At 61.9% G+C, this 26,003-nt stretch carries 22 protein-coding genes; 14 read left to right on the forward strand and 8 right to left on the reverse strand.

Annotation, left to right across the window (positions count from 1 at the left end; translation table 11 throughout):
* Positions 1-4 precede the first annotated feature (4 nt).
* Both H147_RS0108025 and H147_RS0108030 read right to left on the reverse strand, forming a co-directional pair.
* Entirely contained in the window at positions 5-1,570 is a 1,566-nt protein-coding gene (locus H147_RS0108025; protein ID WP_019954843.1) for an alanine/glycine:cation symporter family protein, read from the reverse strand.
* A complete protein-coding gene (locus H147_RS0108030) occupies positions 1,567-2,007 on the reverse strand; it encodes a universal stress protein (protein WP_019954844.1) in 441 nt (146 codons plus the stop codon). The genes H147_RS0108025 and H147_RS0108030 overlap by 4 nt, the downstream gene beginning before the upstream one ends.
* A 316-nt stretch (positions 2,008-2,323) precedes the next feature.
* Between H147_RS0108030 and ettA the strand changes: the two genes are divergently transcribed.
* The 3 genes from ettA (at position 2,324) to H147_RS0108045 (ending at position 4,846) form a co-directional block, all read left to right on the forward strand.
* Positions 2,324-3,979, forward strand: a complete 1,656-nt coding sequence (gene ettA, locus H147_RS0108035; protein ID WP_019954845.1) for an energy-dependent translational throttle protein EttA — start codon at positions 2,324-2,326, stop codon at positions 3,977-3,979.
* Positions 3,980-4,196: 217 nt separating this feature from the next.
* On the forward strand, positions 4,197-4,403 hold the full coding sequence (locus tag H147_RS0108040; protein ID WP_007205742.1) for a cold-shock protein: 207 nt from the start codon (positions 4,197-4,199) through the stop codon (positions 4,401-4,403).
* 233 nt (positions 4,404-4,636) lie between these two features.
* Positions 4,637-4,846 (forward strand): cold-shock protein, encoded by a 210-nt coding sequence (locus H147_RS0108045; RefSeq protein ID WP_026352368.1) that lies wholly within the window; start codon positions 4,637-4,639, stop codon positions 4,844-4,846.
* 55 nt (positions 4,847-4,901) lie between these two features.
* On the opposite strand, the gene H147_RS0108050 is transcribed toward H147_RS0108045, so the two are convergent.
* On the reverse strand, positions 4,902-5,588 hold the full coding sequence (locus H147_RS0108050) for an arylesterase (RefSeq protein ID WP_019954847.1): 687 nt from the start codon (positions 5,586-5,588) through the stop codon (positions 4,902-4,904).
* Here H147_RS0108050 and H147_RS0108055 point away from each other — a divergent pair.
* Positions 5,587-6,276: an ABC transporter ATP-binding protein gene (locus H147_RS0108055; RefSeq protein ID WP_019954848.1), complete on the forward strand. Its 690-nt coding sequence runs from the start codon at positions 5,587-5,589 to the stop codon at positions 6,274-6,276. The genes H147_RS0108050 and H147_RS0108055 overlap by 2 nt on opposite strands.
* Positions 6,273-8,789, forward strand: coding sequence for an ABC transporter permease (locus H147_RS0108060; RefSeq protein WP_019954849.1), 2,517 nt, complete (start codon positions 6,273-6,275; stop codon positions 8,787-8,789). Before H147_RS0108055 ends, H147_RS0108060 begins: the two co-directional genes overlap by 4 nt.
* Positions 8,790-8,791: 2 nt before the next feature.
* On the opposite strand, the gene gltX is transcribed toward H147_RS0108060, so the two are convergent.
* Positions 8,792-10,111: a glutamate--tRNA ligase gene (gene gltX / locus H147_RS0108065; RefSeq protein ID WP_019954850.1), complete on the reverse strand. Its 1,320-nt coding sequence runs from the start codon at positions 10,109-10,111 to the stop codon at positions 8,792-8,794.
* Positions 10,112-10,252: 141 nt separating this feature from the next.
* Between gltX and H147_RS0108070 the strand changes: the two genes are divergently transcribed.
* Positions 10,253-11,167, forward strand: a complete 915-nt coding sequence (locus H147_RS0108070; RefSeq protein WP_110570939.1) for an MBL fold metallo-hydrolase — start codon at positions 10,253-10,255, stop codon at positions 11,165-11,167.
* Here H147_RS0108070 and H147_RS0108075 read toward each other — a convergent pair whose 3' ends face one another.
* Entirely contained in the window at positions 11,168-12,829 is a 1,662-nt protein-coding gene (locus H147_RS0108075) for an NAD+ synthase (protein WP_019954852.1), read from the reverse strand.
* 176 nt (positions 12,830-13,005) lie between these two features.
* Between H147_RS0108075 and H147_RS0108080 the strand changes: the two genes are divergently transcribed.
* The gene (locus H147_RS0108080; RefSeq protein ID WP_019954853.1) at positions 13,006-14,388 is read left to right on the forward strand and encodes an MORN repeat-containing protein; all 1,383 of its coding nucleotides are present in this window, start codon (positions 13,006-13,008) and stop codon (positions 14,386-14,388) included.
* Positions 14,389-14,403: 15 nt separating this feature from the next.
* Here the strand turns inward: H147_RS0108080 and H147_RS0108085 are convergent, their stop codons facing one another.
* From H147_RS0108085 to H147_RS0108095, 3 genes are all read right to left on the reverse strand, one after another.
* Positions 14,404-15,075, reverse strand: coding sequence for a hypothetical protein (locus H147_RS0108085; RefSeq protein WP_019954854.1), 672 nt, complete (start codon positions 15,073-15,075; stop codon positions 14,404-14,406).
* 110 nt (positions 15,076-15,185) lie between these two features.
* Positions 15,186-16,709, reverse strand: coding sequence for a cryptochrome/photolyase family protein (locus H147_RS0108090; protein WP_019954855.1), 1,524 nt, complete (start codon positions 16,707-16,709; stop codon positions 15,186-15,188).
* Positions 16,706-17,371 (reverse strand): SDR family NAD(P)-dependent oxidoreductase, encoded by a 666-nt coding sequence (locus H147_RS0108095; protein WP_019954856.1) that lies wholly within the window; start codon positions 17,369-17,371, stop codon positions 16,706-16,708. The genes H147_RS0108090 and H147_RS0108095 overlap by 4 nt, the downstream gene beginning before the upstream one ends.
* A gap of 234 nt (positions 17,372-17,605) precedes the next feature.
* Here H147_RS0108095 and H147_RS0108100 point away from each other — a divergent pair, with 234 nt between their 5' ends.
* The 7 genes from H147_RS0108100 to H147_RS0108130 all read left to right on the forward strand — a co-directional run bounded on the left by H147_RS0108100 (position 17,606) and on the right by H147_RS0108130 (position 25,984).
* Complete coding sequence (locus H147_RS0108100; RefSeq protein ID WP_019954857.1) at positions 17,606-19,162, forward strand: 2-isopropylmalate synthase; 1,557 nt, start codon at positions 17,606-17,608, stop codon at positions 19,160-19,162.
* Positions 19,163-19,452: 290 nt separating this feature from the next.
* Positions 19,453-20,490, forward strand: a complete 1,038-nt coding sequence (locus H147_RS0108105; protein WP_019954858.1) for a rod shape-determining protein — start codon at positions 19,453-19,455, stop codon at positions 20,488-20,490.
* Between the two features lie 24 nt (positions 20,491-20,514).
* Positions 20,515-21,447 (forward strand): rod shape-determining protein MreC, encoded by a 933-nt coding sequence (mreC, locus tag H147_RS0108110; protein WP_019954859.1) that lies wholly within the window; start codon positions 20,515-20,517, stop codon positions 21,445-21,447.
* Entirely contained in the window at positions 21,440-21,979 is a 540-nt protein-coding gene (locus H147_RS0108115; RefSeq protein ID WP_019954860.1) for a hypothetical protein, read from the forward strand. The genes mreC and H147_RS0108115 overlap by 8 nt, the downstream gene beginning before the upstream one ends.
* A complete protein-coding gene (mrdA, locus tag H147_RS0108120; RefSeq protein WP_026352370.1) occupies positions 21,976-23,916 on the forward strand; it encodes a penicillin-binding protein 2 in 1,941 nt (646 codons plus the stop codon). The genes H147_RS0108115 and mrdA overlap by 4 nt, the downstream gene beginning before the upstream one ends.
* A complete protein-coding gene (gene rodA, locus H147_RS0108125) occupies positions 23,913-25,052 on the forward strand; it encodes a rod shape-determining protein RodA (RefSeq protein WP_019954862.1) in 1,140 nt (379 codons plus the stop codon). Before mrdA ends, rodA begins: the two co-directional genes overlap by 4 nt.
* Complete coding sequence (locus tag H147_RS0108130) at positions 25,052-25,984, forward strand: 2-hydroxyacid dehydrogenase (RefSeq protein WP_019954863.1); 933 nt, start codon at positions 25,052-25,054, stop codon at positions 25,982-25,984. Before rodA ends, H147_RS0108130 begins: the two co-directional genes overlap by 1 nt.
* The last annotated feature ends 19 nt before the right edge of the window (positions 25,985-26,003 follow it).

A 26,003-nucleotide genomic window follows, 5' to 3' on the forward strand; every position in this document is an offset into this window, starting at 1 on the left:
GCGTTCATTTTGGCTGCTTGACGATCTCGCCCGAGCGCAGACGGCTGCGATAACTGTGCAGCTCGCGCTTGACGATGGGCATCAGGAAATACAGCGCGACGATGTTCACGATCGCCATGGAAAACAGCATGGCGTCGGAGAAATCGATCACCGGTCCGAGGCTCGCCGCTGCACCGATCACGATGAACAGGCAAAAGATGATCTTGAAGATCAGCTCTTTCACAGCGCCTTCGCCGAAGAGGTAGGTCCAGGCCTTGAGCCCGTAATAGGACCAGCTGATCATCGTGGAAAAGGCGAACAGCACCACGGCGATCATCAACAGCACCGGGAACCACGAAAACGCGGTCGCATAGGCCGCCGAGGTCAGCGCCACGCCACCCACGTCACCTTCCGTCGTGATACGGCCCAGTTCGGCGTTCCAGATATAAAGCCCCGTTGCAGGGTCCTGCGCCAGCACACCGCTGATCACGATCACAAGGGCGGTCATCGTGCAGATCACTACCGTGTCGATGAAGGGTTCCAGCAGGGCGACATAGCCTTCGGTCACAGGTTCCTTGGTGCGCACCGCCGAGTGGGCGATGGCGGCAGACCCGATGCCCGCCTCGTTGGAAAAGGCCGCGCGCCGGAAGCCTTGGATCAGCGCGCCGGTAAAGCCGCCAACGACGCCAAGGCCGGTGAAGGCACCCTCGAAGATCTGGCCAAAGGCCCAGAGAATCTGGTCATAGTTGATCAGCAGGATCACCAGCGAGACCAGCACATAGAAAATGCCCATGAACGGCACGATCTTTTCGGTGACGCGCGCAATGGATTTCAGCCCCCCCGCGATCACGGCAAAGGTCAGGATCGCCAGCACGACCCCGGTGATCCAGCCCGGATAATCGCCGACCACATTGGCGATCTGCGCATGCGCCTGATTGGCCTGAAACATGTTTCCGCCGCCCAAGGCGCCAAGGATGGTGAAGACCGAAAACAGCACCGCCATCGCCCCACCCAAGGGCAGACCGCGTTCCTGAAAGCCTTTGACCATGTAATACATCGGCCCGCCGGACACTGACCCGTCGGGATATTCGTTGCGGTATTTGACGCCCAGCGTGCATTCGGTGAACTTGGTCGCCATGCCGAAAAGGCCCGCCACGATCATCCAGAACGTGGCCCCTGCCCCGCCGATGCTGACCGCGACCGCGACACCTGCGATGTTCCCAAGGCCCACCGTGCCCGACAGCGCCGTGGCCAACGCCTGAAAATGGCTGACCTCGCCCGCGTCGTTGGGGTCGGAATAATCGCCTTTCACCAGCCGGATCGAATGGGCGAAGCCGCTGAACTGGATCGCGCCGAAATAGACGGTGAAGACCACCGCCCCCACGACCAGCCATAAGGCGATCCATGAAAAATCCGTGCCGGGCAGCGGCGCAAAGATGAAGGAGACATACCAGCCGGTGTAATCGGCAAAAATCCCGTTGATCCGCTCGTCAAGGCTGATGGCCTCTTGTGCGGCGGCAAGACTAGGCAGCATGCAGGCGATCAGTCCTGCAAAGATGTGAAACAGTTTCGACATGATGACGCCTTTCATGGAATGATCGTGACAGGCACGCTGGCCGTCGCGGCAAGCCGCCCTGCCACGCCGCCGAACAGCCGCGACTTCAGCCCGCGCGCGCCCACGCGCCCGACGATGATCTGCTTGGCCCCACGTTCGCGGGCAAGACCGTCAAGGATCTCGGCCGCATCGCCATGGCGCACGATGCCTTCGATCTCGAACCCTTCGGCGCGAGTCATGGTCAGCGCGGGATCAAGCACGCGTTCATGCGCCATCGCGATCTCGGCCTCGCGACGTTTGTGCCGCTGTGCGTTTTCTTCCGCGGTCTGAAAGGTGAATGGCGACCATTCGATCACATAACAGATGACGATGGTGCAATCGCCGATCGCCTTGGCGCGGTCCTTGGCGAAGGCCAACGCGCGCGCCCCCGTTTCGGACCCGTCAAGGCCGACGATGAACGTCGTCTTTTCCATGATGATACCCCCGTTGGTTGGTGTTCCGGTGTGGTCTGCTGGATAGGCTCTGCACGGGCAGGTTCGGGCGCCTGCGTGATACAACCATAGGGAAGGCGGACGCGTTTTGGGGAAAAAACTGGCCAAGACGGCATTTTCAGGCGAAATGGTTCATGATCGAACCAAAATATCCTCAGTATGGCTCTCAAATAGACCTTATGCAGGTTTCCGACCTTCGCCGCCTTCCGATGGTGCCGATCCGCATGACCGATTGCCCCCCGCGCGGGCTTGCGTTATCGACAAGGCTGATCCTGATCAGAACAGCGGAGCAGCGCCAATGGCAGCCTATCAATTCGTCTATTTCATGGACGGCGTGTCCAAGACTTATCCCGGCGGCAAAAAAGTGTTCGAGAACATCCGCCTGAACTTTCTGCCCGGCGTGAAGATCGGCGTCGTGGGTGTCAACGGCACGGGTAAATCCACGCTGATGCGGATCATGGCCGGACAGGACAAGGATTTCGTGGGCGAGGCTTGGGCGGCTGAGGGCGCACGCGTCGGCTACCTGCCGCAGGAACCCGAACTCGACCCGACCCTGACCGTGCGTGAAAACGTCATGCTGGGTGTGGCGGGCAAAAAGGCGATCCTTGACCGCTACAACGAAGTGGCGATGAACTATTCCGAAGAGACCGCCGATGAAATGGCGCAGCTTCAGGACGAAATCGACGCACAGAACCTGTGGGACCTCGACGCGCAGATCGACATCAGCATGGAGGCTTTGCGCTGCCCCCCCGATGATGCCGATGTGACCACGCTGTCGGGCGGTGAAAAGCGCCGTGTTGCGCTGTGCAAGCTGTTGCTCGAAGCGCCCGACATGCTGCTGCTCGACGAACCGACCAACCATTTGGACGCCGAAACCATCGCCTGGCTGCAACAGCACCTGATCGACTACAAAGGCACGATCCTGATCGTGACGCACGACCGCTATTTCCTTGATGCGATCACGGGCTGGATTCTGGAACTCGACCGTGGGTCGGGCATCCCGCATGAAGGCAATTATTCCAGCTGGCTGGAAGCCAAGGCCAAGCGGCTGGAACGCGAAGCCAAGGAAGACAAATCCAAACAGCGCACGCTGGAACGCGAACTGGAATGGATGCGGCAGGGTGCCAAGGCGCGGCAGGCCAAATCCAAGGCGCGGATCAGCGCCTATAACGATCTGGCCAACCAGTCCGAGCGCGAAAAGATGGGCCGCGCGCAGATCATCATCCCCAATGGCCCCCGTCTGGGCAGCAAGGTGATCGAGGTCGAGGGCCTGAAAAAGGCGATGGGCGACAAACTGTTGATCGAGGATCTGACCTTTGATCTGCCGCCAGGCGGTATCGTCGGTGTGATCGGGCCGAACGGTGCGGGTAAATCGACGCTGTTTTCGATGCTGACCGGCCAGACGGAACCCGATGCCGGGACAGTCGAATACGGCGATACGGTGAAGCTGTCCTACGTCGATCAGTCCCGCGACGCGCTTGCCCCCGACGCTACCGTCTGGGAAGAGATCACGGGCGGGGCCGAAATCATCATGCTGGGCGACGCGCAGATGAACAGCCGCGCCTATTGCTCGGCTTTCAACTTCAAGGGCGGCGACCAGCAGAAAAAGGTGGGCCTGCTGTCGGGCGGTGAACGCAACCGCGTGCATATGGCCAAGCTCTTGAAATCCGGCGGCAACGTGCTGCTGCTGGATGAGCCGACCAATGACCTTGACGTCGAAACCCTGCGCGCGCTCGAAGATGCGCTCGTCGATTTCGCAGGCTGCGCCGTGGTCATCTCGCACGACCGCTTTTTCCTGGACCGGATCTGCACGCATATCCTTGCCTTCGAAGGCGATGCCCATGTCGAATGGTTCCAGGGCGGGTTCACCGATTACGAAGAGGACAAGAAGGCCCGTCTGGGCGCCGATGCGCTGGAACCCAAGCGGATGAAGCACAAGAAATTCGTGCGCTGATCGGGTCATCCTGCGCGGCGCGGGACCATCGCCCCGCCGCGCAAAACGCATGGTTGCAAAGTTTTCCTTGCTTTATTGCCGTGCAGGCCCCATGTAGGGCGTGCAAACGTTATTCTTCTCGACCCACTGTTCTCCTTTCGGCCACAGTCACTCGATCAAGTTCTGACTAAGCCGCGCTGTCGCAATCTCGCGGGCAGCACATAAAAGGAATAATACGATGGCCAATGGCACCGTAAAGTGGTTCAACGCAACAAAAGGCTTCGGCTTTATCGCTCCTGAAGGTGGATCCAAGGACGTTTTCGTCCACATCTCCGCCGTGGAACGTTCCGGCCTGACCGGCCTGAAAGACGACCAGAAGGTCACGTTCGACATCGAATCCGGCCGTGATGGCCGCGAATCCGCGATCAACCTCGCGCTCGCATAAGATTTCGATCTTGAAACGGCGCGCATATCCTGCGCGCCGTTTTTTTCGGCAATCGTCTGCCGTGAACGCCCTACTTTTCAAATTATGTTGATTTTGCGGCAGATCATGGCAACATGGGCCTGCGACGTTAATAAATCGACCACTGTCTCCTTTCGGCCCAGTCCTTCGATCTTACTTTGACCGAGCCGGTCCGCTGCACAATGCGAGCGGAAAAACACAAGGAAGACAAGGACATGGCTTCAGGCACTGTCAAATGGTTCAACACCACCAAAGGCTATGGATTCATCGCTCCCGATGGCGGGTCCAAGGATGTTTTCGTTCATATTTCTGCTGTAGAACGCTCGGGCTTGACCGGGTTGAAGGACAATCAGAAAGTGAACTTCGACATCGAAGCCAGCCGTGACGGGCGTGAAAGCGCCGTCAACCTGACGCTGGCCGACTAAGCCACACGTCATCCGGCGATTGATCAGGCCTCCGGCTGGTGTCATCCGGTGGCCGTTATTGCGGTAAATCCGCAATCAGGTCGAGCACAGCCGGACCCATATCCGCGACGATCAGCGCCACACCTTCGGCGCTGGGGTGAATGCCATCGTTTTGCATGAAGGCGCGCACGTCGCTTTCACTTGCCGCTGCGGCCCGCATGCCCGCGAACATGTCCCGGTAAAGCGGGACATCGTAGCTGGTCGCAAGTTCGGTAAAATTCGCTTCGAAATCGCGTTTGAAAGCAGGGCCGTAATTGGTGCCGACCTCCAGCCCGACCAGCAGCATGGCGACACCGGCGTCCTGCCCCGCAGCAAGAATCGCATCCAGATTGGCGCGGCTGACGGCAGGGTCCAGCCCACGGAGGTAGTCATTGCCACCGAGCGCCACGATCATCGCGTCCACATCCGGTGTCAGTGTCCAATCGACCCGCGCCAGACCGCCCGCCGTTGTATCACCCGACACGCCGGCATTGATGATCGTCACATCCGCCCCCTGATCGCGCAGCCATTGTTCGAGCTGCGGCACGAGGCCTTGCCCCTGCGCAAGGCCATAACCAGCGGTCAGGCTGTCGCCAAGTGCCGCAATCGTGATGGTTTCCGCATGGGCCGCGGTCGTGGTCAGCAAAACCGCGCCGCTCAGGTTGCGCAGGGCGCGGATCGCCCCATATCCAGATTTGACCCCATGACCAAAGGCTTTGCGCATGACCGACCCCGTTCTGACCATCACCGACGTTAACCTTTCGCTGGACGGCAACGCGGGGCGGGTGGACATCCTGCATGACATTTCCCTGACGGTTGCGCAGGGGGAAACCTTGGGGCTGGTCGGGCCAAGTGGGTCAGGCAAGTCATCGCTCCTCATGTTGATGGGCGGGCTGGAACAGGCCACATCGGGGCGGATCATGGCGCTTGGCCAAGACCTGACAGCGATGAACGAGGACCAGCTTGCCCGCTTTCGTAGGGACAATATGGGGGTGGTGTTCCAATCTTTCCACCTGATCCCGACGATGACCGCGCTGGAAAACGTGGCGACACCGCTGGAACTGGCCGGTGTGCGCGATGCCTTTGCCCGGGCCGAGGCGGAATTGCGCGCCGTTGGCCTTGGCGACAGGATCAATCATTATCCCAGCCAGATGTCGGGCGGCGAGCAGCAACGTGTCGCGCTGGCGCGTGCCTCTGCCCCGCGCCCGAAACTTTTGTTGGCGGATGAACCGACAGGCAACCTTGATGCGACCAACGGGGCCGCGATCATCGACCTGTTGTTCGACTTGCGCGACCGGCACGGTGCAACGCTCATCATGGTGACGCATGCCAATGAACTGGCCGCGCGCTGCGACCGCGTGGTGAACCTGCGCGATGGGCGGATCGATACGCTGGCAAAGGCCGCGGAATGAGCCTGCACATCGCGTCACGTTTCGCGCTGCGCGAATTGCGCGGTGGTCTGCGCGGGTTTCGCGTGTTTCTGGCCTGTCTGGCGCTGGGTGTCGCGGCGATTGCCGCCGTGGGCACCGTGCGTGCCGGGATCGAGGCGGGGCTCGTCCGCGATGGCGCTGCCCTTCTGGGTGGCGATGCCGAGGTGGAATTCACCTACCGCTTTGCCCGCGACGAGGAACTGGCCTTTCTGAACGATATCGCGGACCGGATTTCCGAAACCGTCGATTTCCGGTCGATGGCCGTTGTGGACCGGGACGGCACGACCGAGCGCGGCCTGACGCAGATCCGCGCGGTCGATGATGTCTATCCTCTGGTCGGTGCGGTGCAACTGGACCCTGCGATGCCGCTGGCAGATGCGCTGGCCGACCAAGGCGGCGTGATGGAACGGGTGCTGGCCGACCGGCTGGGGCTGGTGCCGGGCGATACCTTCCGGCTGGGCGAGGCCACGTTTACCCTGCGCGCGATCCTTGAGCGCTATCCCGACAATGCCGCCGCGGGCTTTGGCCTTGGGCCGCGCACGATCGTGCTGACCGACAGTCTGGACGGGTCCGGCCTGATCGTCGAAGGCACGCTTTTTTCCACGCAGTACCGGCTGGACCTGCCTGAAGGGGCCGATCTCGCGATGCTGGAACAGCGGGCCGAGGATCAGTTCCGCAATGCGGGCCTGCGCTGGCGCGACAGCAGGCGCGGTGCGGGTGGCGCCGCACAATTCGTGGACCGGATCGGCGCGTTCCTGATCCTTGTCGGGTTGTCGGGGCTGGCGGTAGGCGGTGTCGGTGTGTCGGCAGCGGTGCGCGCCTATCTGGCGGGCAAGACCAGCGTGATCGCGACGCTGAAAACGCTGGGGGCCACGCGGTCCACGATCTTTCTGACATATTTCATCCAGATCGGCGCACTGACGCTGGCGGGTGTAACGCTGGGCGTGATCATCGGGGCCGGTCTGCCGGTGCTCCTCGCGCCCCTGATCGAGGCGCGTCTGCCGGTGCCTGCGGTGTTCACAATCTACTCAGCACCCTTGGTCGAGGCGGCGGTCTACGGGGTGCTGGCCGCCCTTATCTTCACCCTCTGGCCTTTGGCCAAGACCGAGGATATCCGCGCCGCGACCCTGTTCCGCGATGCATTCGCCGCATCACGCGCCCTGCCCCGCGCGCCTTATCTTGCGACCATCGCAGGGCTGATCGCCCTGCTGGTGGGTGCGGCAATCTGGTTTTCCGGCACGGTTTTCCTGACGCTCTGGACCGCAGGCGGGATCACAGGATCGCTGTTGATCCTGATCCTTGCCGCGGTCCTGATCCGCTGGATCGCGCGCAAATCGCGGCTGGCCGCACGCGGCAACACGGCGCTGCGCATGGCGCTGGGGTCGATCAGTGCGCGCGGTGGGGAATCCACCTCAGTCGTGTTGTCGCTGGGGTTGGGGCTGACCGTGCTGGCCGCTGTCGGCCAGATTGACGGTAACCTGCGCACGGCCTTTGCCGATGACCTGCCTGCGGTGGCACCGAGCTATTTCTTCGTTGATATCCAGCCCGACCAGATCGGCGGGTTCCGCGACAGGCTGGATGACGACGACGCCGTCAGCCGCTATGACACCGCCCCCATGCTGCGCGGCATCATCACCCAGATCAACGGCCGCCCCGCAACCGAAGTAGCCGAAGGTCACTGGGTCGTGCAGGGCGACCGGGGTGTGACCTATGCCGATGCGCAGCCGTCAGGGACCGAGATCACCGCAGGCGAATGGTGGCCCGAAGGCTATGACGGCCCGCCTCAGATCAGTTTCGCCGCGGAAGAAGCCGCCGAGATCGGGTTGCAATTGGGCGATACGATGACCGTCAACATCCTTGGGCGCGACATCACCGGCGAAGTCACCAGTTTCCGCAATGTCAGCTGGGAAGATGCGGGCATCGGTTTCGTGCTGGCGATGAACCAAGGCGCGCTGGAAGGCGCACCGCATAGCTGGATTTCCACCGTCTATGCCACGCCAGAGGCCGAGGCTGCGATCCTGCGTGACCTTGCCACCGCCTATCCCAATATCACCGCGATCCGCGTGCGCGATGCGATCGATCAGGTGATCGCGCTTGTCGGCGGTCTGTCGGCGGCCACGCGCTATGGCGCGCTGATCACGCTGGTTACGGGCTTTCTGGTGCTGATCGGCGCGGCAGCGGCGGGCGAACGCACGCGCACCTATGAGGCCGCCGTGCTGAAAACGCTGGGCGCGTCGCGGCGCAGTATCCTCGCCAGCTTTGCGCTGCGGTCTGCCGTGCTGGGGCTGGCGGCGGGGGTCGTGGCGCTTGGCGCAGGTATTCTGGGGGGCTGGGCCGTGGCCACGTTCATCATGGACACAAGCTATACCGTGATTTGGGCCAATGCCCTGCTGATCATCGGCGGCGGGATCATGGCGTCGCTGCTGGCGGGGCTGGCTTTTGCCCTGCGCCCCTTGGCGGCGAAACCCGCACGCGTGCTGCGCGCGCGGGAATAGCGTCAAAGCTTGGGTTTAACCTGCAACAAAGGCATGACGTCGGCCATTTCCGGCCCGCGTTCCAGCCCGGTGACCGCCTTGCGCAATGGCATGAACAGGCCCCTGCCCTTGCGGCCGGTCTCGTCCTTGACCACGGTCGTCCAGTTCGACCAAGTGTCAGGCGTATAGGGCGGGTTATCCAGCAGAAACAAGGCCTTGGTGACAAAATCGCGGTCCTCGTCCGCGACCAGCGGGGTCGCCCCGTCGCGGAACATCGCCCACCAGCCCCCGACATCGTCGAGAGTCGCGATATTGTCGCGGACGAGCGTCCAGAACGGCACGCGAAGGTCTGCAGGCACGCCAGCCGATGTCAGAACATCGGCCACGTCGTCCGCCGACAGCGTGGCGAGGTAGCGCGCAGTGAGCGGGACAAGATCGTCAGCGTCGAACTTGGTCGGTGCCGATCCGAACTTCGACAGATCGAACCCTGCGACCACTTCATCGACATTGGCGCGCAATTCTACGGGGTCGGCGGACCCCAGCCGGGCCATCAGCGACAGAATCGCCTGCGGCGCGATGCCCTGCGCGCGCAGGTCGCGCAAGGACAGCGTGCCGAGGCGTTTCGACAGTGCCTCGCCTTGTGGACCCGTGAGAAGGGAATGGTGTGCGAAATGTGGCACCGTGCCGCCCAGCGCCTGAATGATCTGGATCTGGGTCGCGGTATTGGTCACGTGGTCGGCCCCCCGCACGATATCGGTGATGCCCATTTCCACGTCATCGACCACGGAGGCCAGCGTATACAGGATCTGCCCGTCGTTCTTGAACAGGACCGGGTCACTGACCGAGGCCGCGTCGATCGAGATATCGCCGATGATACCGTCCGCCCATTCGATCCGGTGCTGGTCCAGCTTGAAGCGCCAGTGCGATCCACGTTCGGCGCGCAGGGCGTTCTTTTCATCCTTGGACAGCGCGAGCGCCGCACGGTCGTAAACCGGCGGCTTGCCCATGTTGAGCTGCTTCTTGCGCTTGAGGTCCAATTCTGTCGGCGTCTCAAAGCACTCGTAAAGCCGCCCCATGTCGATCAGGCGCTGCTTGGCCTCGCCATACCGGTCCATGCGACGCGACTGGTATTCCATCCGGTCCCACGTCAGGCCAAGCCATGTCAGATCGGATTTGATGCCTTCGACATATTCGTCCTTGGACCGTTCCGGGTCGGTGTCGTCGATGCGCAACACGAAGATGCCGCCGTTCTGGCGGGCAATCGCATAGTTGAACAAAGCCGCACGCAGGTTGCCGATATGCAGCCAGCCGGTCGGGGATGGGGCGAATCTTGTCGTGGTCATGCGAAATACTCCTGTTGCGGCACGCTTTGTCATGTTGACCGCGTTTTGTCCATGCAAGCCACCGCGATCACAAAAGCGTGGGTTGGCAGATGGTCGTGCAGGGCTCACTCTGCGTCACCTCAACAAATGAAGGAACTCGTCATGTTGATTTCCCGCCGTCAGGCCCTGCTGTCAGGGGCCGCCTTGCCATTGGCCGCCACCGCGCCGTCGCTCGTTCAAGCGCAAGCCGCCGCAACATCAATGCTGCCCACGCACCGCGATTTCACTCTGGGTGATTTCAGAGTGACGACACTGTTGTCCGGCAGCCGCAGCGTCGAGAACCCGCAGGAGATTTTCGGCCTGAACGTCGATGCCGACACTTTTGCAGAAGTCAGCGCGGAAAACTTCATTCCGACCGACGCGGCACAGTTCTTTTTCACGCCGACCGTGTTGGACACCGGATCGGAAGTCATCCTGTTCGATACCGGCAATGACGCCGCCGGGATCACCAACGCGTTGGCCGGTGCCGGCTATACCCCAGACCAGATCACCCATGTCGTCCTGACCCACATGCACGGCGACCATATCGGCGGTCTGACCGATGCGGATGGGGCGGAAACCTTCGCCAATGCGGCTTATCTGACGGGTCAGGTCGAGTTCGATCATTGGGCCGCCGCCGAAAACGAAGGGTTCGAGACAAAGGTCCGCCCGCTTGCGGACAAGATGTCCTTTCTCGGCGATGGCGATGCCGTGCGTGGCGGCGTGACCGCAATGGCGGCCTTTGGCCATACCCCCGGCCACATGGGCTATATGCTGGAAAGCAACGGATCGCAGCTGTTCCTGATGGCCGATACCGCCAACCATTATGTCTGGTCCGTGGCCTATCCCGATTGGGAAGTCCGGTTCGACATGGATAAAGCCGCCGCCGCCGCCACCCGCCGCCGCGTCATGGGCATGGCCGCTGCCGACCGCATCCCGCTGATCGGCTATCACATGCCGTTCCCGGGCCTTGGCTTTATCGACACCCGCGCGGACGACACATTCCACTTCGTGCCGCATTCCTATCAACTGATCTGATCAGCCCGGATCGCGCCAGCTGTTGACGATCGGGTAACGCCGGTCCAGCCAGAAGGCGCGATCCGACAACCGCACGCCGGGCGCGGCCTGAAAGCGTTTGTATTCGCTGATATAGATCAGATGTTCGATCTTCTTGACCGTGTCGCGGTCATAGCCCGCGGCGACACAGTCCGCGACCGACGCATCACCATCCACCAGCATCGCAAGGATACCGTCCAGCACGTCATAGGGCGGCAGGCTGTCCTCGTCCTTTTGATCGGGGCGCAGTTCGGCTGACGGCGGCTTGTCGATGATCGCGACAGGGATCACCTCGCCCGCTGGCCCCTGCATCCAGTCGCGGTGATTGGCATTGCGCCAGCGGCAGGTCGCGAAAACGCGGGTCTTGTACATATCCTTGATCGGGTTATAGCCGCCCGCCATGTCGCCATAGATCGTGGCATAGCCCACCGCGACCTCGGATTTGTTGCCTGTGGTCAGCAGCATTTCCCCGAATTTGTTGGATTGCGCCATGAGCAGCAGGCCACGGATGCGCGACTGGATATTCTCCTCTGTCAGATCGGCGGGCCGGTCGCCGAACAGCGGTGCCAGCGCCTCGGTCACGGCAGCGCGCGGGCCTGCGATGCTGACGGTGTCATAGCGGCAGCCCAAGGCGCGCGCAGCAGCAGCGGCATCATCCAGCGATGCCTGCGACGTATATTCAGACGGCAACATCACGCAGCGCACATTGTCCGCACCCAGCGCATCGACAGCCACAGTCGCAACGATGGCGGAATCGATCCCCCCCGACAGGCCCAGCAGCACCTTCTTGAAGCCCGTCTTGCGCATGTAGTCCCGCAGCGCCTCGACCATAGCGCGGTAATCCTGCTCCAGACTGTCGGGCAGCAGCGCTTTTGGTCCATCGAGAGCGACCCAGCCGTCGTTCGTTTCCTCAAAATCCACGTGGGTGATCGCGGCGTCATAGACTGGCAGTTGCACGGCGAGTTTGCCGCCGCGGTTAAGCACGAAAGACCCGCCGTCGAACATCTGGTCATCCTGCCCGCCTATCATATTCAGATAGACCAGTGGCACGTCGTTTTCCACGACCCGTGCGATCATCGTTTGCAGGCGGATCGGATACTTCTCACGGAAATAGGGCGATCCGTTCGGCACGACCAATATCTGTGCGCCGCTTTCAACCATGGTTTCGCAGACATCCGGGTACCAGGCATCCTCGCAGATGGGCGTGCCGATGCGCGGACCATCCGCCAGCGTGACCGGGCCCGAGATAGCCGCGCTCTTGAACAGGCGCACTTCGTCGAACACGTTGAAGTTGGGCAGAAAATGTTTGCGGAACCGCGCACCGATCTTGCCGTCCGCCAGATAGACATAGCAATTGTGCAGCCGGTCACCCTCGAACATGGGCAGCCCGATCCCCAGCACCGGCCCATCCGCGCAGGCCAACGCCAATGCGTCAAGCCGGGCTGCGGCATCGGCGACGAAGGCCGGTTTGCGCACAAGGTCCTGCGTCTGATAGCCGGTCAGGAACATTTCAGGCAAGATCACCAGATCAGCGCCCGCCGCCTTGCCTGCCGCCCACGCCTCTTGCGCCAGCGCCGCGTTCCCCGCCAGATCGCCCACCGTGGGATTGAGCTGTGCCATGGTCAGGCGAAAGGTGCGTGTCATAGTTTTGTCCCATTAAGCTGCCAGTCATGTAGCAGAACAGAGCGCGGTGGAAAGAACAATGGCGACATTTGTCGCCGTTGCTTTGTTAACCGTTGTCAGGTGGCGGTGCCTCTTTTAAGCTACGCCAACCTCAGGGATCGGAGACAAGAATGAAGACGTTTGGTTTACCACAAGTGATGGTCATGACCCTGTTGGTGGCAGGATTCGCCGCCAGCGCGCAGGCGCAGGAGGTCCAGACAAAGCAATATGACGATGGCGGTGTCTATGAGGGCACATTCGTGGACGGCCGGCAGGACGGTATCGGCACCTATCGGCTGCCGAACGGATATGAATACACCGGCGAATGGGTTGCAGGTGAAATCCGCGGCCAAGGCGTCGCGCGGTTCCCCAACGGGTCGGTGTACGAAGGCACGTTTGTCGCGGGCAAGCCCGAAGGTCAGGGCAAGATCACCTTTGCCGATGGTGGCACGTTCGAAGGCGACTGGGTCGATGGCAACATCACCGGCAACGGCGTGGCTGAATATGCCAATGGCGTCGTCTATCAGGGCGAATTACGCAATGCGATGCACCACGGGCTTGGCATCATGACCAGCCCCGGCGGTTACGTCTACGAAGGTGAATGGGTCAATGGCGTCAAGGAAGGGCAAGGCACGATCACCTACCCCGATGGTGCGGTCTACGAGGGCACGCTACGCGCAGGCGAACGTGATGGCACTGGAACGCTGACGATGTCCGACGGTCTGGTCTACAGCGGAGCTTGGGTGAACGGCCAGATCGAAGGCAATGGCACCCTGACCCAGCCCAACGGCGACGTATACGAAGGCGAACTGGTGGCGGGTCGACGTGAAGGCACGGGCAGCGTGACCTATGGCAACGGCGACACCTACGAAGGAACTTTCGTCAACGACCGCCGTGAAGGCACGGGCACGTTCCGTGGTGCGGATGGGTACGTGTATGTCGGTGAATGGGTCGGCGGCCAGATTTCCGGCACGGGTGAAGTCACCTACCCCGACGGGTCGGTCTACGTCGGCACGTTCGCCGATGATCTTGCCGACGGCACCGGCAAGATCACCTATCCCGACGGGTCCACCTACGAGGGCGAATGGGTCGCCGGCGTGATCAGCGGCACAGGCGTTGCGACCTATGCCAACGGGCTTGTCTATGAGGGCGAGTTCCAGAACGCGAAGAACCACGGGCAAGGCAAGATGACCTATGAAGACGGCTATGTCTACGAAGGCGAATGGGCCGAAGGCCAGCGCAACGGCCTTGGCCGCGCGACCTATGCCGATGGCACGGTCTACGTCGGTGAATTCGTCGATGGCCAGCGCAGCGGACAGGGCGAAATCACCCTGCCCGACGGCTTCACCTATGCGGGCGCGTGGCAGGATGGCGAGATCAGCGGCTACGGCATCGCGACCTATGCCAATGGCGACGTCTACGAAGGCAATTTCGTGCGCGGTCGCCGCGAAGGCGAAGGCACGATGCGCTATGCGACAGGGCAGGAAGCCACCGGAATGTGGTCGGACGGGGCGTTTGTGTCGGAAACTGCGGGCGACTGACGAAAGTCAGCACAATCAGTTTGGTGCAAGGTTTTCCTTTTGGCGGAGGTCTTCCAGCGCCGTAAGGGGATGGATCACCGCACGTTTCATCTGATCGGCCGGAAAATCACCAAGACCGAGCGGCTCGGTCTGGTGAAATCGCTGATCCATTGGAAAAGATAATGCCTGGTCGAAAGTAGAAAGGCGATACCCGGGCAAGCTGGCTGCGAGCGTTGCGAAAATAGATGCGTCATTGGCAAACGGGAAAGGCGATCCGTGAAAACTCTCTGAATAGGCCCGCCGCGTCAGCAGCGCCTGCGCGACAAGCCGCTTCGAGGCACGTATCAGTCGGAAAAGACAACTGCGCTTTTGCGCGAAGGTGTCAAGCGAGGGATGCGCGAGCATTGCCAGCCGCCGCGGGCCGGGCCGTTGCTCGACATGCAGGGTCAGGAAATCGTCCTCGACTTCTGCTAGCTCTTGAAGAAAGCCTGCAAAGCCCGGCCAGTGCACGAACACATCGCTGTCCAACATCAGCATATGGTCATATGGGCCGCATACCTCTGATGCGCGGTAAAGGGCATAATCGCCTGCACGCCATCCCCATTTCTTGACAGGAAACAGGCCTTTCCTCTGCACCCAAGCCAAGTCGATCGGATAAGACACGTCGCGTGGGTAATCCTGCGCGTTGCCGTGGCTGGCATCATACACGACAATGGCGCTACCCTGCGTGGCCTCCCTGATCTGATCGAATAGGAAGTCTTGAACAGGCGTCCATCTGTGGGTCCTAAAGACGACCTGTATGCGATGACTTGTAATCATCAGACATTTTTTCCGATCTCGAGGTGTTCGAGCCATTTGTCGGCTTGTCCCAGAATTAGGGCTTTCCGCTCCGCATCCATCTTGTCCCAGACGCTGTACATATTGCCCATTCTGGGGTTGCTTGCAAACCGGTCACGGTGCCGGTTGAGGAAATGCCAGTAAAGCAGGTTGAACGGACAGGCATCCGCACCCGTCTTGTCCTGCACGCGATAGGCGCAGGTGCCGCAATAATCCGACATCTTGTGGATGTAATTGCCCGACGAGATATAGGGTTTGGACGCGATGATCCCGTCATCGGCGAACAAGCTCATCCCGATGACATTGGGCGCTTCGACCCATTCATAGGCGTCGGCGTAAACCGCCAGATACCATTCATGCACCTCCACCGGGTCGATCCCCGCCAGCAGCGCGAAATTGCCGGTGACCATCAGGCGCTGGATGTGGTGGGCGTAGGCCTCGGTCTTGGTCTGGTCCACGGCCTTGGCGATGCAGTTCATCTTCGTCGGCGCACCCCAATACATCGCGGGCAGTTTGCGGCTGTGGCCCAGCGCGTTGCGGCTGACGTAATCCGGCCCTTCGCGGAAATAGATACCGCGCACATATTCGCGCCAGCCGATGATCTGGCGGATGAACCCCTCGACCGCGTTCAGCGGCGCATGGCCCGCGCGATAGGCAGCCTCGGCAGCCTGACAAACCTCCAGCGGGTCCAACAGGCCTGCGTTGAGATAGAGCCCGACGATCCCGTGATAGAGGAACTTGTGATCGTTCAGCATCGCATCCTGATAATCGCCGAACTTGGGCAACCCGCCCTTGATCCAGTGCGCGAGATGCTGGCGGGCCTGGCCTGTGTCGATGGCAAACCAGAACGGGCGCAGATCGCCGAAGTTATTGCCGAAACGGCGCGCGACCAGATCGAGCACCTCCTCGACCGTCTCGTCTGGGGTGAACTGCATCGGCCCTGCGTAATCCACGCTGTCGGGGGCCGGTTTGCGGTTGTCGTGGTCGTAATTCCACTTGCCGCCCTCGGGCTGGTCGCCATCCATCAGAAGGCCCGTCTTGCGGCGCATGTCGCGGTAGAAATATTCCATCCGCAGCTGTTTGCGCCCCTCGGCCCAGGCATCGAAATCGGCGTGGGACGCGATAAAGCGGTCATCGGGCAAGCTATGGGATTTCAGCGGCATATCCCCCAGCGCCGCGATCAACCGCCATTCGCCGGGTTCGGTATAGACGACACCCGCCGCCTTGTGTTCGCTCGCGCGGCGGATCAGCTCGCCCGTGATGGACCCTGTATTTTCGGGATCATCCAGCCGCGTATAGGCGACCTGCCAGCCGTCGCGGCGCAGATGGTCCGCGAATTTGCGCATCGCGGCGAAGAGGAAGGCGATCTTCTTGGGGTGGTGCGGGACGTAAGACGCCTCGTCCCCGACCTCGGCCATGACGACGACATCGCTGGCCTTGTCGCATTTGCGCAAGGCCGACAGGTTCGGCGACAGCTGGTCGCCCAGAACCAGAACCAGCCTCACCACGGCACCTCGATACCAGCATAATCGTAAAACCGGCCTGTCTGCGCGGGTGTCAGCCCGTCGATGACGGTCAGCAGATGCGCCGCGGCATCGGGTGCTGGCATGGTTTTGTGCCGGCCTGCGTAATTCGCGGTAAACGGCGTTTCCACCGTGCCGGGGTGCAGCGCCACGCAGGCGGCCTGTTTATGCGACCGTCCAAGCTCGATCGCGGCCCCGCGGATGATCTGGTTCAGCGCCGCCTTGGACGCGCGATAGGCGTGCCAGCCACCGATCTGGTTATCCCCGATGGACCCCACGCGCGCGGACAGGATAGCTGTCACGGCAGGGCCGTCCTTCGCCAGCAAGCGCGGCACATGCCGCAGGATCAACGCGGGGCCGATGGTATTGACCGCCAGGACCTGCGCCATCATGCCCGCGTCGATGGCCGCCAGCGCCTTTTCCGGCCCAATGCCTTCAGGCGCAAGGATACCCACCGCCACGAAAATCAGATCGAACGGCCCTTCCAGCGCGCCTAGATGCGCATCGACCGAGGCCGGGTCGGTCACGTCGAACCCGTCCTTGCGGCGCGACAGCCGCGTTACCGCAACGCCGCGCTTTTCAAGGTTTTGCGCGACAGCCGCGCCGATGCCGCCCGAGGCGCCGATGATCAATGCATTCTTCATGCCCCGACTCTAGGACGCGGCCCCTTCGCGACCAGCCCCGCCTACCCCTTTGCGCCAACAAAGCGCTTTTCATCGCGGATCAGATTTGTATAGTCACCTGCATGATCGCGATGGCTCAGACATTCGGCACTGCCCCCGCCCTGCTACTTCTTAGCAGCGCCTGAGCGTGCCTGTCGGCGCGACCGCTCGGATGGGACAGCGCCGATACCTGCCAAAGATCAAAGGAATACAGACATGACCAAAGACAAAGTGTTGATTTTCGACACGACCTTGCGTGACGGCGAGCAAAGCCCCGGCGCGACTATGACCCATGCCGAAAAGCTGGAGATTGCCGAACTGCTGGACGATATGGGCGTCGATATCATCGAGGCCGGTTTCCCCATCGCCTCCGAGGGTGATTTCAATGCCGTCAGCGAGATCGCCAAACGTGCCAAACGCGCCACGATCTGCGGGCTGGCGCGGGCGAATTACAAGGATATCGACCGCTGCTGGGAGGCAGTGAAACACGCGTCATCCCCGCGCATCCATACGTTCATCGGGACCTCGCCGCTGCACCGCGCGATACCGAACCTCGACCGCGACCAGATGGCCGAACGCATCCACGACACCGTGACCCATGCGCGCAACCTGTGCGACAACGTGCAATGGTCGCCGATGGATGCCACGCGCACCGAATGGGATTACCTGTGCCGTGTGGTTGAGATCGCGATTAAGGCGGGGGCAACGACGATCAACATCCCCGACACCGTGGGCTATACCGCCCCTGCGGAAAGTGCGGACCTGATCAAGCGGCTGATCGCCACCGTGCCCGGTGCGGATGACGTGATTTTCGCCACCCACTGCCACAACGACCTTGGCATGGCGACGGCCAATTCGCTGGCCGCTGTCATCGGCGGCGCGCGCCAGATCGAATGCACGATCAACGGTCTGGGCGAACGCGCGGGCAACACCGCCTTGGAAGAGGTCGTGATGGCCCTGAAAATCCGTGGCGACATCATGCCGTTCGAGACAGGGATCGATACGCGCAAGATCATGAACATCTCGCGCCGGGTCGCGACGGTGTCCGGCTTTGCCGTGCAGTTCAACAAGGCCATCGTAGGCAAGAACGCCTTTGCCCATGAAAGCGGCATCCATCAGGACGGGATGCTGAAAAACGCCGAAACCTTCGAGATCATGCGGCCAGAGGATGTGGGCCTGTCGGGTACAAGTCTGCCTTTGGGCAAACATTCGGGCCGTGCCGCCCTGCGCGCGAAGCTGGCAGAGCTTGGGTTCGATCTGGCCGATAACCAGCTCAACGATGTGTTCGTGCGGTTCAAGGATCTGGCCGACCGCAAGAAGGAAGTCTTTGACGACGACCTGATGGCGCTGGTCTATCAGAACGACAGCGGCGATGACCGGATCAAGCTGAAATCCCTGCGCGTCGTCTGTGGCACCGAAGGGCCGCAGCAGGCGGATATGGTGCTCGATATCGACGGCACTGATGTCAAGACGACGGCCACGGGCGACGGGCCGGTGGACGCGACCTTCAACGCGGTCAAGGCGCTGTTCCCGCATGGCGCGCGGCTGCAGTTGTATCAGGTGCAGGCCGTCACCGAAGGCACCGATGCGCAGGCCACCGTGATGGTTCGGATGGAAGAGGACGGGCGCATCGCGACCGGCCAGTCCGCCGATACCGATACCGTCGTTGCCAGCGCGAAAGCCTATATCAACGCGCTGAACCGTCTGCTGGTGCGGCGCGCGCATTCGCAGCCGGGCTATGACACCAAGGGTGTCAGCTACAAGGACAGCTGAGCCAAACGACTCGGATGACAGACAAAGGCGGCCCCAGGAACGGGGCCGCCTGTTGCGTTTGTGCTATCCGGTGTGCCAGCAGAAAGCCGGTGATGTTGTAAAAGTCTGATCATTGCGTCATTTTGCCCATTAATTCGACATTCGAGATTGCATTTGTGTAACCGGCACAATGCCGCCGCCTTGCCTGAAACGAGGGGCTTCTATCCCTGCGCCGCAGTCTTTATAACGGCGTGCAACCGGGCGCAGCGGGACGGCGCGGGATCTTTGAATTTGAATAGGAAGGCCACATCATGTTTGGCTTCGGCGGGATTTTTTCCTCGGACATGGCGATCGATTTGGGCACGGCCAACACGTTGGTCTATGTCAAAGGCAGGGGTATCATCCTGTCGGAACCATCGGTGGTGGCTTATCAGGTCAAGAACGGCGTGCGCAAAGTGCTGGCCGTGGGCGAGGATGCGAAACTGATGCTGGGCCGGACCCCCGGCAGCATCGAGGCGATCCGCCCGATGCGCGACGGCGTGATCGCGGATTTCGACACCGCCGAGGAAATGATCAAGCATTTCATCCGCAAGGTGCACAAACGGTCCACCTTCCGCAAACCCAAGATCATCGTCTGCGTGCCGCATGGAGCCACACCCGTCGAAAAGCGCGCGATCCGGCAGTCGGTTCTGTCGGCAGGCGCGCGCCGTGCGGGGCTGATCGCGGAACCCATCGCGGCGGCCATCGGGGCGGGCATGCCGATCACTGACCCCACCGGAAACATGGTCGTCGATATCGGCGGCGGCACAACTGAGGTGGCCGTTCTGTCGCTTGGTGACATCGTCTATGCGCGGTCCGTGCGCGTCGGTGGCGACCGGATGGACGAGGCGATCATTAATTACCTGCGCCGCCAGCATAACCTCTTGATCGGGGAATCCACCGCCGAGCGGATCAAGACCAGCATCGGCACCGCGCGGATGCCCGACGACGGCCGTGGCCAGTCGATGATGATCCGCGGGCGCGACCTGCTCAACGGTGTGCCCAAGGAAACCGAGATCAATCAGGCGCAAGTGGCCGAAGCCTTGGCCGAACCGGTGCAGCAGATCTGCGAGGCAGTGATGACCGCTCTGGAAGCGACGCCACCCGATCTGGCCGCCGATATCGTCGACCGTGGCGTGATGCTGACGGGGGGCGGAGCGCTGCTGGGCCAGCTTGATCTGGCGCTGCGCGAACAGACCGGCCTTGCGATTTCGGTCGCAGACGAATCCCTGAATTGCGTGGCTTTGGGCACGGGGCGCGCGCTGGAATACGAAAAACAACTGCGCCATGTGATCGACTACGACAGCTAACCACGGCCTGAGGATATCCACCCCTTGGCACGCGACAAAGCCAGCGAGAATTTCATCGCCCCTGTCCGCAATTTGCTGGTGGGGGTGCTGGTGCTTGCGCTGCTGGCGGTCTTTGCGGTCTGGCGGATCGACAGCCCGCGGGTGGAACGGCTGCGCATGGCGGTGATCGACCGCGTGCTGCCGTCGTTTGATTGGGTCATGGCGCCGGTGAGCGCCACTGCCGACCTGATCGCCGATTTCCAGAGCTATCAGCGGCTCGCAGCCCAGAACCAGGACCTGCGCCGCGAATTGCAGCAGATGAAGGCATGGCGCGAGGCCGCGCTGCAGCTTGAACAGGAAAACGCCAAGCTGCTGGACCTCAACAACGTGCGGATCGACCCAAAGCTGACGTTTGTCACCGGGGTCGTGATGACAGACAGCGGATCGCCGTTTCGCCAGTCGGTCCTGCTGAACGTGGGCGCACGCGACGGGATCGTCGATGGCTGGCCCACGATGGACGGGATCGGGCTGGCCGGACGGATCGCCGGTGTCGGCCGTGAAACGAGCCGTGTGCTGCTGCTGACCGATACGTCAAGCCGAATCCCGATCACGATCCTGCCTTCGGGGCAACGCGCGATCCTTGCGGGGGACAGCACGGCCAACCCGCTGATCGAGTTTCTCGAAGACCGCGCTGCCGTCCGTCCCGGCGACAGGGTCGTTTCATCGGGCGACGGGCGCGTCTTTCCCGCCGACCTGCTGATCGGCCAGGTGGCGCTTGGCACCGACAATCGCCTGCGGGTGCGTCTGGCCGCCGATTATCAGCGGCTGGAATTCCTGCGTGTCCTGCGCGCCCAGCCGCACGAGGAGATCAACGACCCCGGCCGTCTGCTGACCCCGCTGCCCGAGGTCTACGGGCCATCGGCGCTCAATCCTGCCACGCTCCCGACCGCGCAAGCCGGAGAAGCCGCAGATGGCTGATGTCGCGGATGCCGCCACCTGGGCCAAGCGCGCGGTTTTCGTGTTGCTGGCCTGCGTGATCGCGGTTGCGCAGCTTGTCCCGCTTGATCTGGAACCGGCGACTTGGGCGGCGCCCGATTTGTTGCTGGCCATGATGTGCGTCTGGGTGGCACGCAGACCTGATTATGCGCCTGTCTACATCATCGCTGCGGTCTTTTTTGCAGCAGATCTGTTCTTCCAACGCCCGCCAGGGCTTTGGGCTGCATTGGTCGTTCTGCTGTCCGAGGCGATCCGCAACCGCCACCGTGATTTGCGCAGCATGACATTCGTCGCGGAATGGGCGTTCGTCGCACTCGGGCTGGTGGCGATCACATTGGCGAACAGGTTCGTCCTTGCTATTGTGATGACACCACAGGCACCCTTGGGGCTGACGATGATGCAACTTGGCGGCACCATCGTCGTCTATCCTCTGGTCGCGCTTGTGGCCCATTACCTGTTCGGCGTGGCGCATCCCGCCCCCGGCGACATGCGAAAGATTGGACAACGGTCATGAAACGTCCCCCAAAGGATGTGATCCAGAGCTCTCGTATCATCGGGCGTCGTGCTTTGGTGGTGGGTGGTCTGCAACTTGGCGTGATGGGGATTATCGGGTTCCGCCTGCGCGACATGCAGATCGAACAGGCTGACCAGTACCGGATGCTCGCCGAGGAAAACCGGATCAGCATGCGCCTGCTGCCACCCGCGCGCGGCATGATCTTTGACCGCAACGGGATCGCCATCGCAGCGAATGAGCAGAATTACCGTGTCGTGATGGTGCGCGAGGATGCGGGTGACATCGAACAGGTGCTGGCGCGTCTGACCGAGATCATCGACATTCCCCCCGACGCCCTGACGCGCGCGATGGACGAAATGAGCCGCCGCGCGCCATTCGTCCCCGTCACGATCCTTGAACGCGTGTCCTGGGATGACGTCGCACAGATCAATCTGAACACGCCCGTATTGCCTGGCGTGCAGGCCGAAGTCGGGCTGAGCCGTTATTATCCGATGGGCGAAGATATGGCCCATGTCGTCGGCTATGTCGGGCCCGTAAGTGATTATGACCTCAGTCAGATCGACGACCCTGACCCGCTGCTGCAGATCCCACGTTTCGAATACGGCAAGACAGGCGCGGAAAACCGGCTGGAAGAGGATTTGCGCGGCAGCGCCGGCACCCGCCGGATCGAGATCAGCGCCGCTGGCCGGATCATGCGCGAACTGGACCGGCAGGAAGGTATCCCCGGCAAGGACGTGCAACTGGCCATCGACGCGCGGCTGCAATCCTATGTGCAGGCGCGGCTGGACGGCGAATCCGCCAGCGCCGTGGTGATCGACCTCGAAAACGGCGATCTGCGCGCGGTCGTGTCCTCGCCATCATTCGATCCCAACATGTTCGTGCGCGGCATCTCGGTTGCGGACTGGCAGGCATTGATGGAAAACAAATACCGCCCGATGGCAGCCAAGGCGGTACAAGGCACCTATCCGCCCGGATCGACCTTCAAGATGGTCACGTTGATGGCCGCGATGGAAGCGGGGGTGATCACCGCTGAGGACACGGTCTATTGCCCCGGCCATGCCGATGTCAGCAACATCCGTTTCCACTGCTGGAAACGCGGCGGCCACGGCAATATGAACCTGCACGAATCCATGAAGCAAAGCTGCGACGTCTATTATTACGATATCGCGCAGCGTGTCGGTATCGACAAGATGGCCGAAATGGCGCGCAAGCTGGGTCTTGGCGTGCGTCACGACCTGCCGCTCTCTGCGGTGGCCACCGGGATCGCGCCGGACCGCGAATGGAAAGCGACCGTCCGGGGTGAGAACTGGCGGATCGGCGACACGGTCAACGCCTCGATCGGACAGGGCTATGTGCTGACATCTCCGATGCAACTGGCGGTGATGACCGCCCGTCTGGCCACCGGACGCGAAATCAAGCCGCGCCTGATCCGGCTGATCGACGGGGTTGAACAACCCAGCGGGCTGGGGCCAAGTTTGGGGTTGAACGAAAACACGCTGCGCCGGGTCCGCGCGTCGATGGATGCGGTTTGCAATCATAACCGTGGCACCGCCTATGGATCGCGTATCCTTGCCGAAGACCGCAAGATGGCGGGCAAGACCGGCACCAGCCAGGTGCGCCGCATCACCCCAGAGGAACGCGCGGCAGGCGTGATCCGCAACGAGGATCTGCCGTGGGAACGCCGCGACCATGCGCTTTTCGTCGGTTATGCACCCGTCGAGAACCCGCGCTATGCCGTGTCGGTCGTGGTCGAACACGGCGGCGGCGGGTCCGCAGCGGCAGCCCCGGTGGCGCGTGACATCCTGTTGCAGGCCCAATATGGTGGCCCTCCCCCGCTTGACGCCTATCCCAGCAATCTGCGTGACCAGATCGCAGAACAGCAGCGCCGGATCGCGGACCGTATCCCTGCGGGCACCCGCAGCCAGGGCCGCGCATGAGCTATCTTGAATACAACACCAAATTCGTTCCGACCGGGGTGCGAAAGCTTCTCTACCTCAACTGGCCGCTGGTCCTGTTGCTGATCGCGGTCGCCTGTGCCGGATTCCTGATGCTCTATTCGGTCGGCGGCGGATCAGTGACCCCGTGGATGGAACCGCAGATGAAACGTTTTGCCCTCGGGTTGGCCGTGATGATCACCGTCGCGATGGTGCCGATCTGGTTCTGGCGGAACATGGCTTTCGTCGCCTTCGGCGGGTCGGTCCTGCTGCTGCTTGGCGTCGAGTTCTTTGGCGAGGTGCGGATGGGCGCACAGCGCTGGATCGACCTCGGGTTCATGCGCCTGCAACCTTCGGAGCTGACCAAGATCACCTTGGTGATGTTTCTGGCCGCTTACTATGACTGGCTGCCGCTGGATCGCAAATCGCATCCGTTCTGGGTGATGGTGCCGGTGATCGTGATCCTTGTGCCGGTCGCGCTGGTACTGCAACAGCCTGACCTCGGGACGGCGTTGCTGCTGTTGATGGGCGGCGGCGCGGTGATGTTTCTCGCCGGGGTGCATTGGGCCTATTTCGCCACCGTCGTCACAGCGGGTGTCGGCGGTATCATCGCCGTTCTGGAAAGCAGGGGCACGACGTGGCAAGTCCTGCAAGACTATCAATATCGCCGGATCGACACCTTTTTGGACCCTACCAATGACCCGCTGGGCGCCGGCTACAACATCACCCAGGCCAAGATCGCGCTCGGCTCTGGCGGGTGGACGGGACGTGGCTTCATGCAAGGGACCCAGTCGCAACTGAACTTCCTGCCCGAAAAGCACACGGATTTCATCTTTACCACCTTGGCCGAGGAATTCGGCTTTGTCGGCGCGATCACGCTGCTGGTGCTTTATACGCTGATCATCCTGTTCTGCATCGCCTCTGCGATGTCGAACAAGGACAGGTTCGGCGCGCTGCTGACGCTGGGGATCGCCGTGACGTTCTTTCTGTTCTTCGCGGTGAACATGGCGATGGTGACAGGCCTTGCACCCGTCGTCGGGGTGCCTTTGCCGCTGGTCAGCTATGGCGGATCGGCGATGCTGGTGCTGATGGCCGCGTTCGGACTGGTCCAAAGCGCCCATGTCCATAGGCCACGCTGATGTCGAAGGTTCTCTTTGCAGCCAAGCCTCAGGCCTGGGACGATTATGAACACCCCTTGTCGGATGCCTTTGCAAAAGCCGGACTGTCGGTGGATCTGTCACGCAGCCATGCCGCGGCCGAGACGGATTACATCGTCTTTGCTCCCAACGGTCCATTGCGGGACTTTGCGCCTTATGTGAAGGCCAAGGCAGTACTCAGTCTGTGGGCCGGTGTCGAAACCATCGTGGGCAACCCCACGCTGACCCAGCCCTTGTGTCGTCTGGTCGATCCCGGTCTGACGCGCGGCATGGTGGAATGGGTGACAGGCCATGTGCTGCGCCATCATCTGGGGATGGATGCGCATATCCTTGGGCAGGACGGAATCTGGCGCGACGGGATCAGCCCACCGCTGGCCGCCGAACGCCCTGTGACGCTCCTTGGCATCGGCGCGCTGGGGGCGGCGTGCGGGCAGGCGCTGGCGGCGCTGGGCTTTGCGGTGACAGGCTGGAGCAGACAGCCCAAGGACGTGGCCAACCTGCGCTGCCTGCATGGCGCGGATGGCCTGCAAGAGGCGCTGCGCGATGCGCAGGTCGTCGTGACGCTGTTGCCGCAAACAGCGGACACGCAGAACATCCTGAACGCGCGGACTTTGGCGCTGCTGGCAAAAGGTGCCTTCGTGATCAACCCTGGTCGCGGCCCGCTGATCGACGACGAGGCCCTTTTGGCCGCACTGGACAGCGGGCAGATCGCGCATGCGACGCTTGATGTCTTCCGCCGCGAACCCTTGCCAGTGGATCATCCGTTCTGGGCGCATCCGCGTGTTACCGTCACCCCCCATATCGCCGCCACCACACGGCCCGCGACTGCGGCAAGGATCATCGCCGAGAATGTTCGCCGTGGCGAGGCGGGTCTGCCGTTCTTGAACGTGGTTGACCGGCAGTTGGGGTATTAGGGTCGCGTTCCTGCGGCAC

Source organism: Yoonia vestfoldensis DSM 16212 (assembly GCF_000382265.1).
Taxonomy (GTDB): domain Bacteria; phylum Pseudomonadota; class Alphaproteobacteria; order Rhodobacterales; family Rhodobacteraceae; genus Yoonia; species Yoonia vestfoldensis.

What these genes read in the sequence shown, in the direction of transcription:
- mrdA (WP_026352370.1), top strand. Translation starts at nt 21,976, where the DNA reads ATGAAACGTCCCCCAAAGGATGTGATCCAGAGCTCTCGTATCATCGGG.
- H147_RS0108060 (WP_019954849.1), top strand. Translation starts at nt 6,273, where the DNA reads ATGAGCCTGCACATCGCGTCACGTTTCGCGCTGCGCGAATTGCGCGGT.
- H147_RS0108030 (WP_019954844.1), bottom strand. Translation starts at nt 2,007, where the DNA reads ATGGAAAAGACGACGTTCATCGTCGGCCTTGACGGGTCCGAAACGGGG.
- H147_RS0108075 (WP_019954852.1), bottom strand. Translation starts at nt 12,829, where the DNA reads ATGACACGCACCTTTCGCCTGACCATGGCACAGCTCAATCCCACGGTG.
- H147_RS0108115 (WP_019954860.1), top strand. Translation starts at nt 21,440, where the DNA reads ATGGCTGATGTCGCGGATGCCGCCACCTGGGCCAAGCGCGCGGTTTTC.
- H147_RS0108040 (WP_007205742.1), top strand. Translation starts at nt 4,197, where the DNA reads ATGGCCAATGGCACCGTAAAGTGGTTCAACGCAACAAAAGGCTTCGGC.
- H147_RS0108025 (WP_019954843.1), bottom strand. Translation starts at nt 1,570, where the DNA reads ATGAAAGGCGTCATCATGTCGAAACTGTTTCACATCTTTGCAGGACTG.
- rodA (WP_019954862.1), top strand. Translation starts at nt 23,913, where the DNA reads ATGAGCTATCTTGAATACAACACCAAATTCGTTCCGACCGGGGTGCGA.
- H147_RS0108130 (WP_019954863.1), top strand. Translation starts at nt 25,052, where the DNA reads ATGTCGAAGGTTCTCTTTGCAGCCAAGCCTCAGGCCTGGGACGATTAT.
- H147_RS0108070 (WP_110570939.1), top strand. Translation starts at nt 10,253, where the DNA reads ATGTTGATTTCCCGCCGTCAGGCCCTGCTGTCAGGGGCCGCCTTGCCA.
- H147_RS0108095 (WP_019954856.1), bottom strand. Translation starts at nt 17,371, where the DNA reads ATGAAGAATGCATTGATCATCGGCGCCTCGGGCGGCATCGGCGCGGCT.
- H147_RS0108105 (WP_019954858.1), top strand. Translation starts at nt 19,453, where the DNA reads ATGTTTGGCTTCGGCGGGATTTTTTCCTCGGACATGGCGATCGATTTG.
- H147_RS0108100 (WP_019954857.1), top strand. Translation starts at nt 17,606, where the DNA reads ATGACCAAAGACAAAGTGTTGATTTTCGACACGACCTTGCGTGACGGC.
- H147_RS0108080 (WP_019954853.1), top strand. Translation starts at nt 13,006, where the DNA reads ATGGTCATGACCCTGTTGGTGGCAGGATTCGCCGCCAGCGCGCAGGCG.
- H147_RS0108050 (WP_019954847.1), bottom strand. Translation starts at nt 5,588, where the DNA reads ATGCGCAAAGCCTTTGGTCATGGGGTCAAATCTGGATATGGGGCGATC.
- H147_RS0108055 (WP_019954848.1), top strand. Translation starts at nt 5,587, where the DNA reads ATGACCGACCCCGTTCTGACCATCACCGACGTTAACCTTTCGCTGGAC.
- ettA (WP_019954845.1), top strand. Translation starts at nt 2,324, where the DNA reads ATGGCAGCCTATCAATTCGTCTATTTCATGGACGGCGTGTCCAAGACT.
- gltX (WP_019954850.1), bottom strand. Translation starts at nt 10,111, where the DNA reads ATGACCACGACAAGATTCGCCCCATCCCCGACCGGCTGGCTGCATATC.
- H147_RS0108045 (WP_026352368.1), top strand. Translation starts at nt 4,637, where the DNA reads ATGGCTTCAGGCACTGTCAAATGGTTCAACACCACCAAAGGCTATGGA.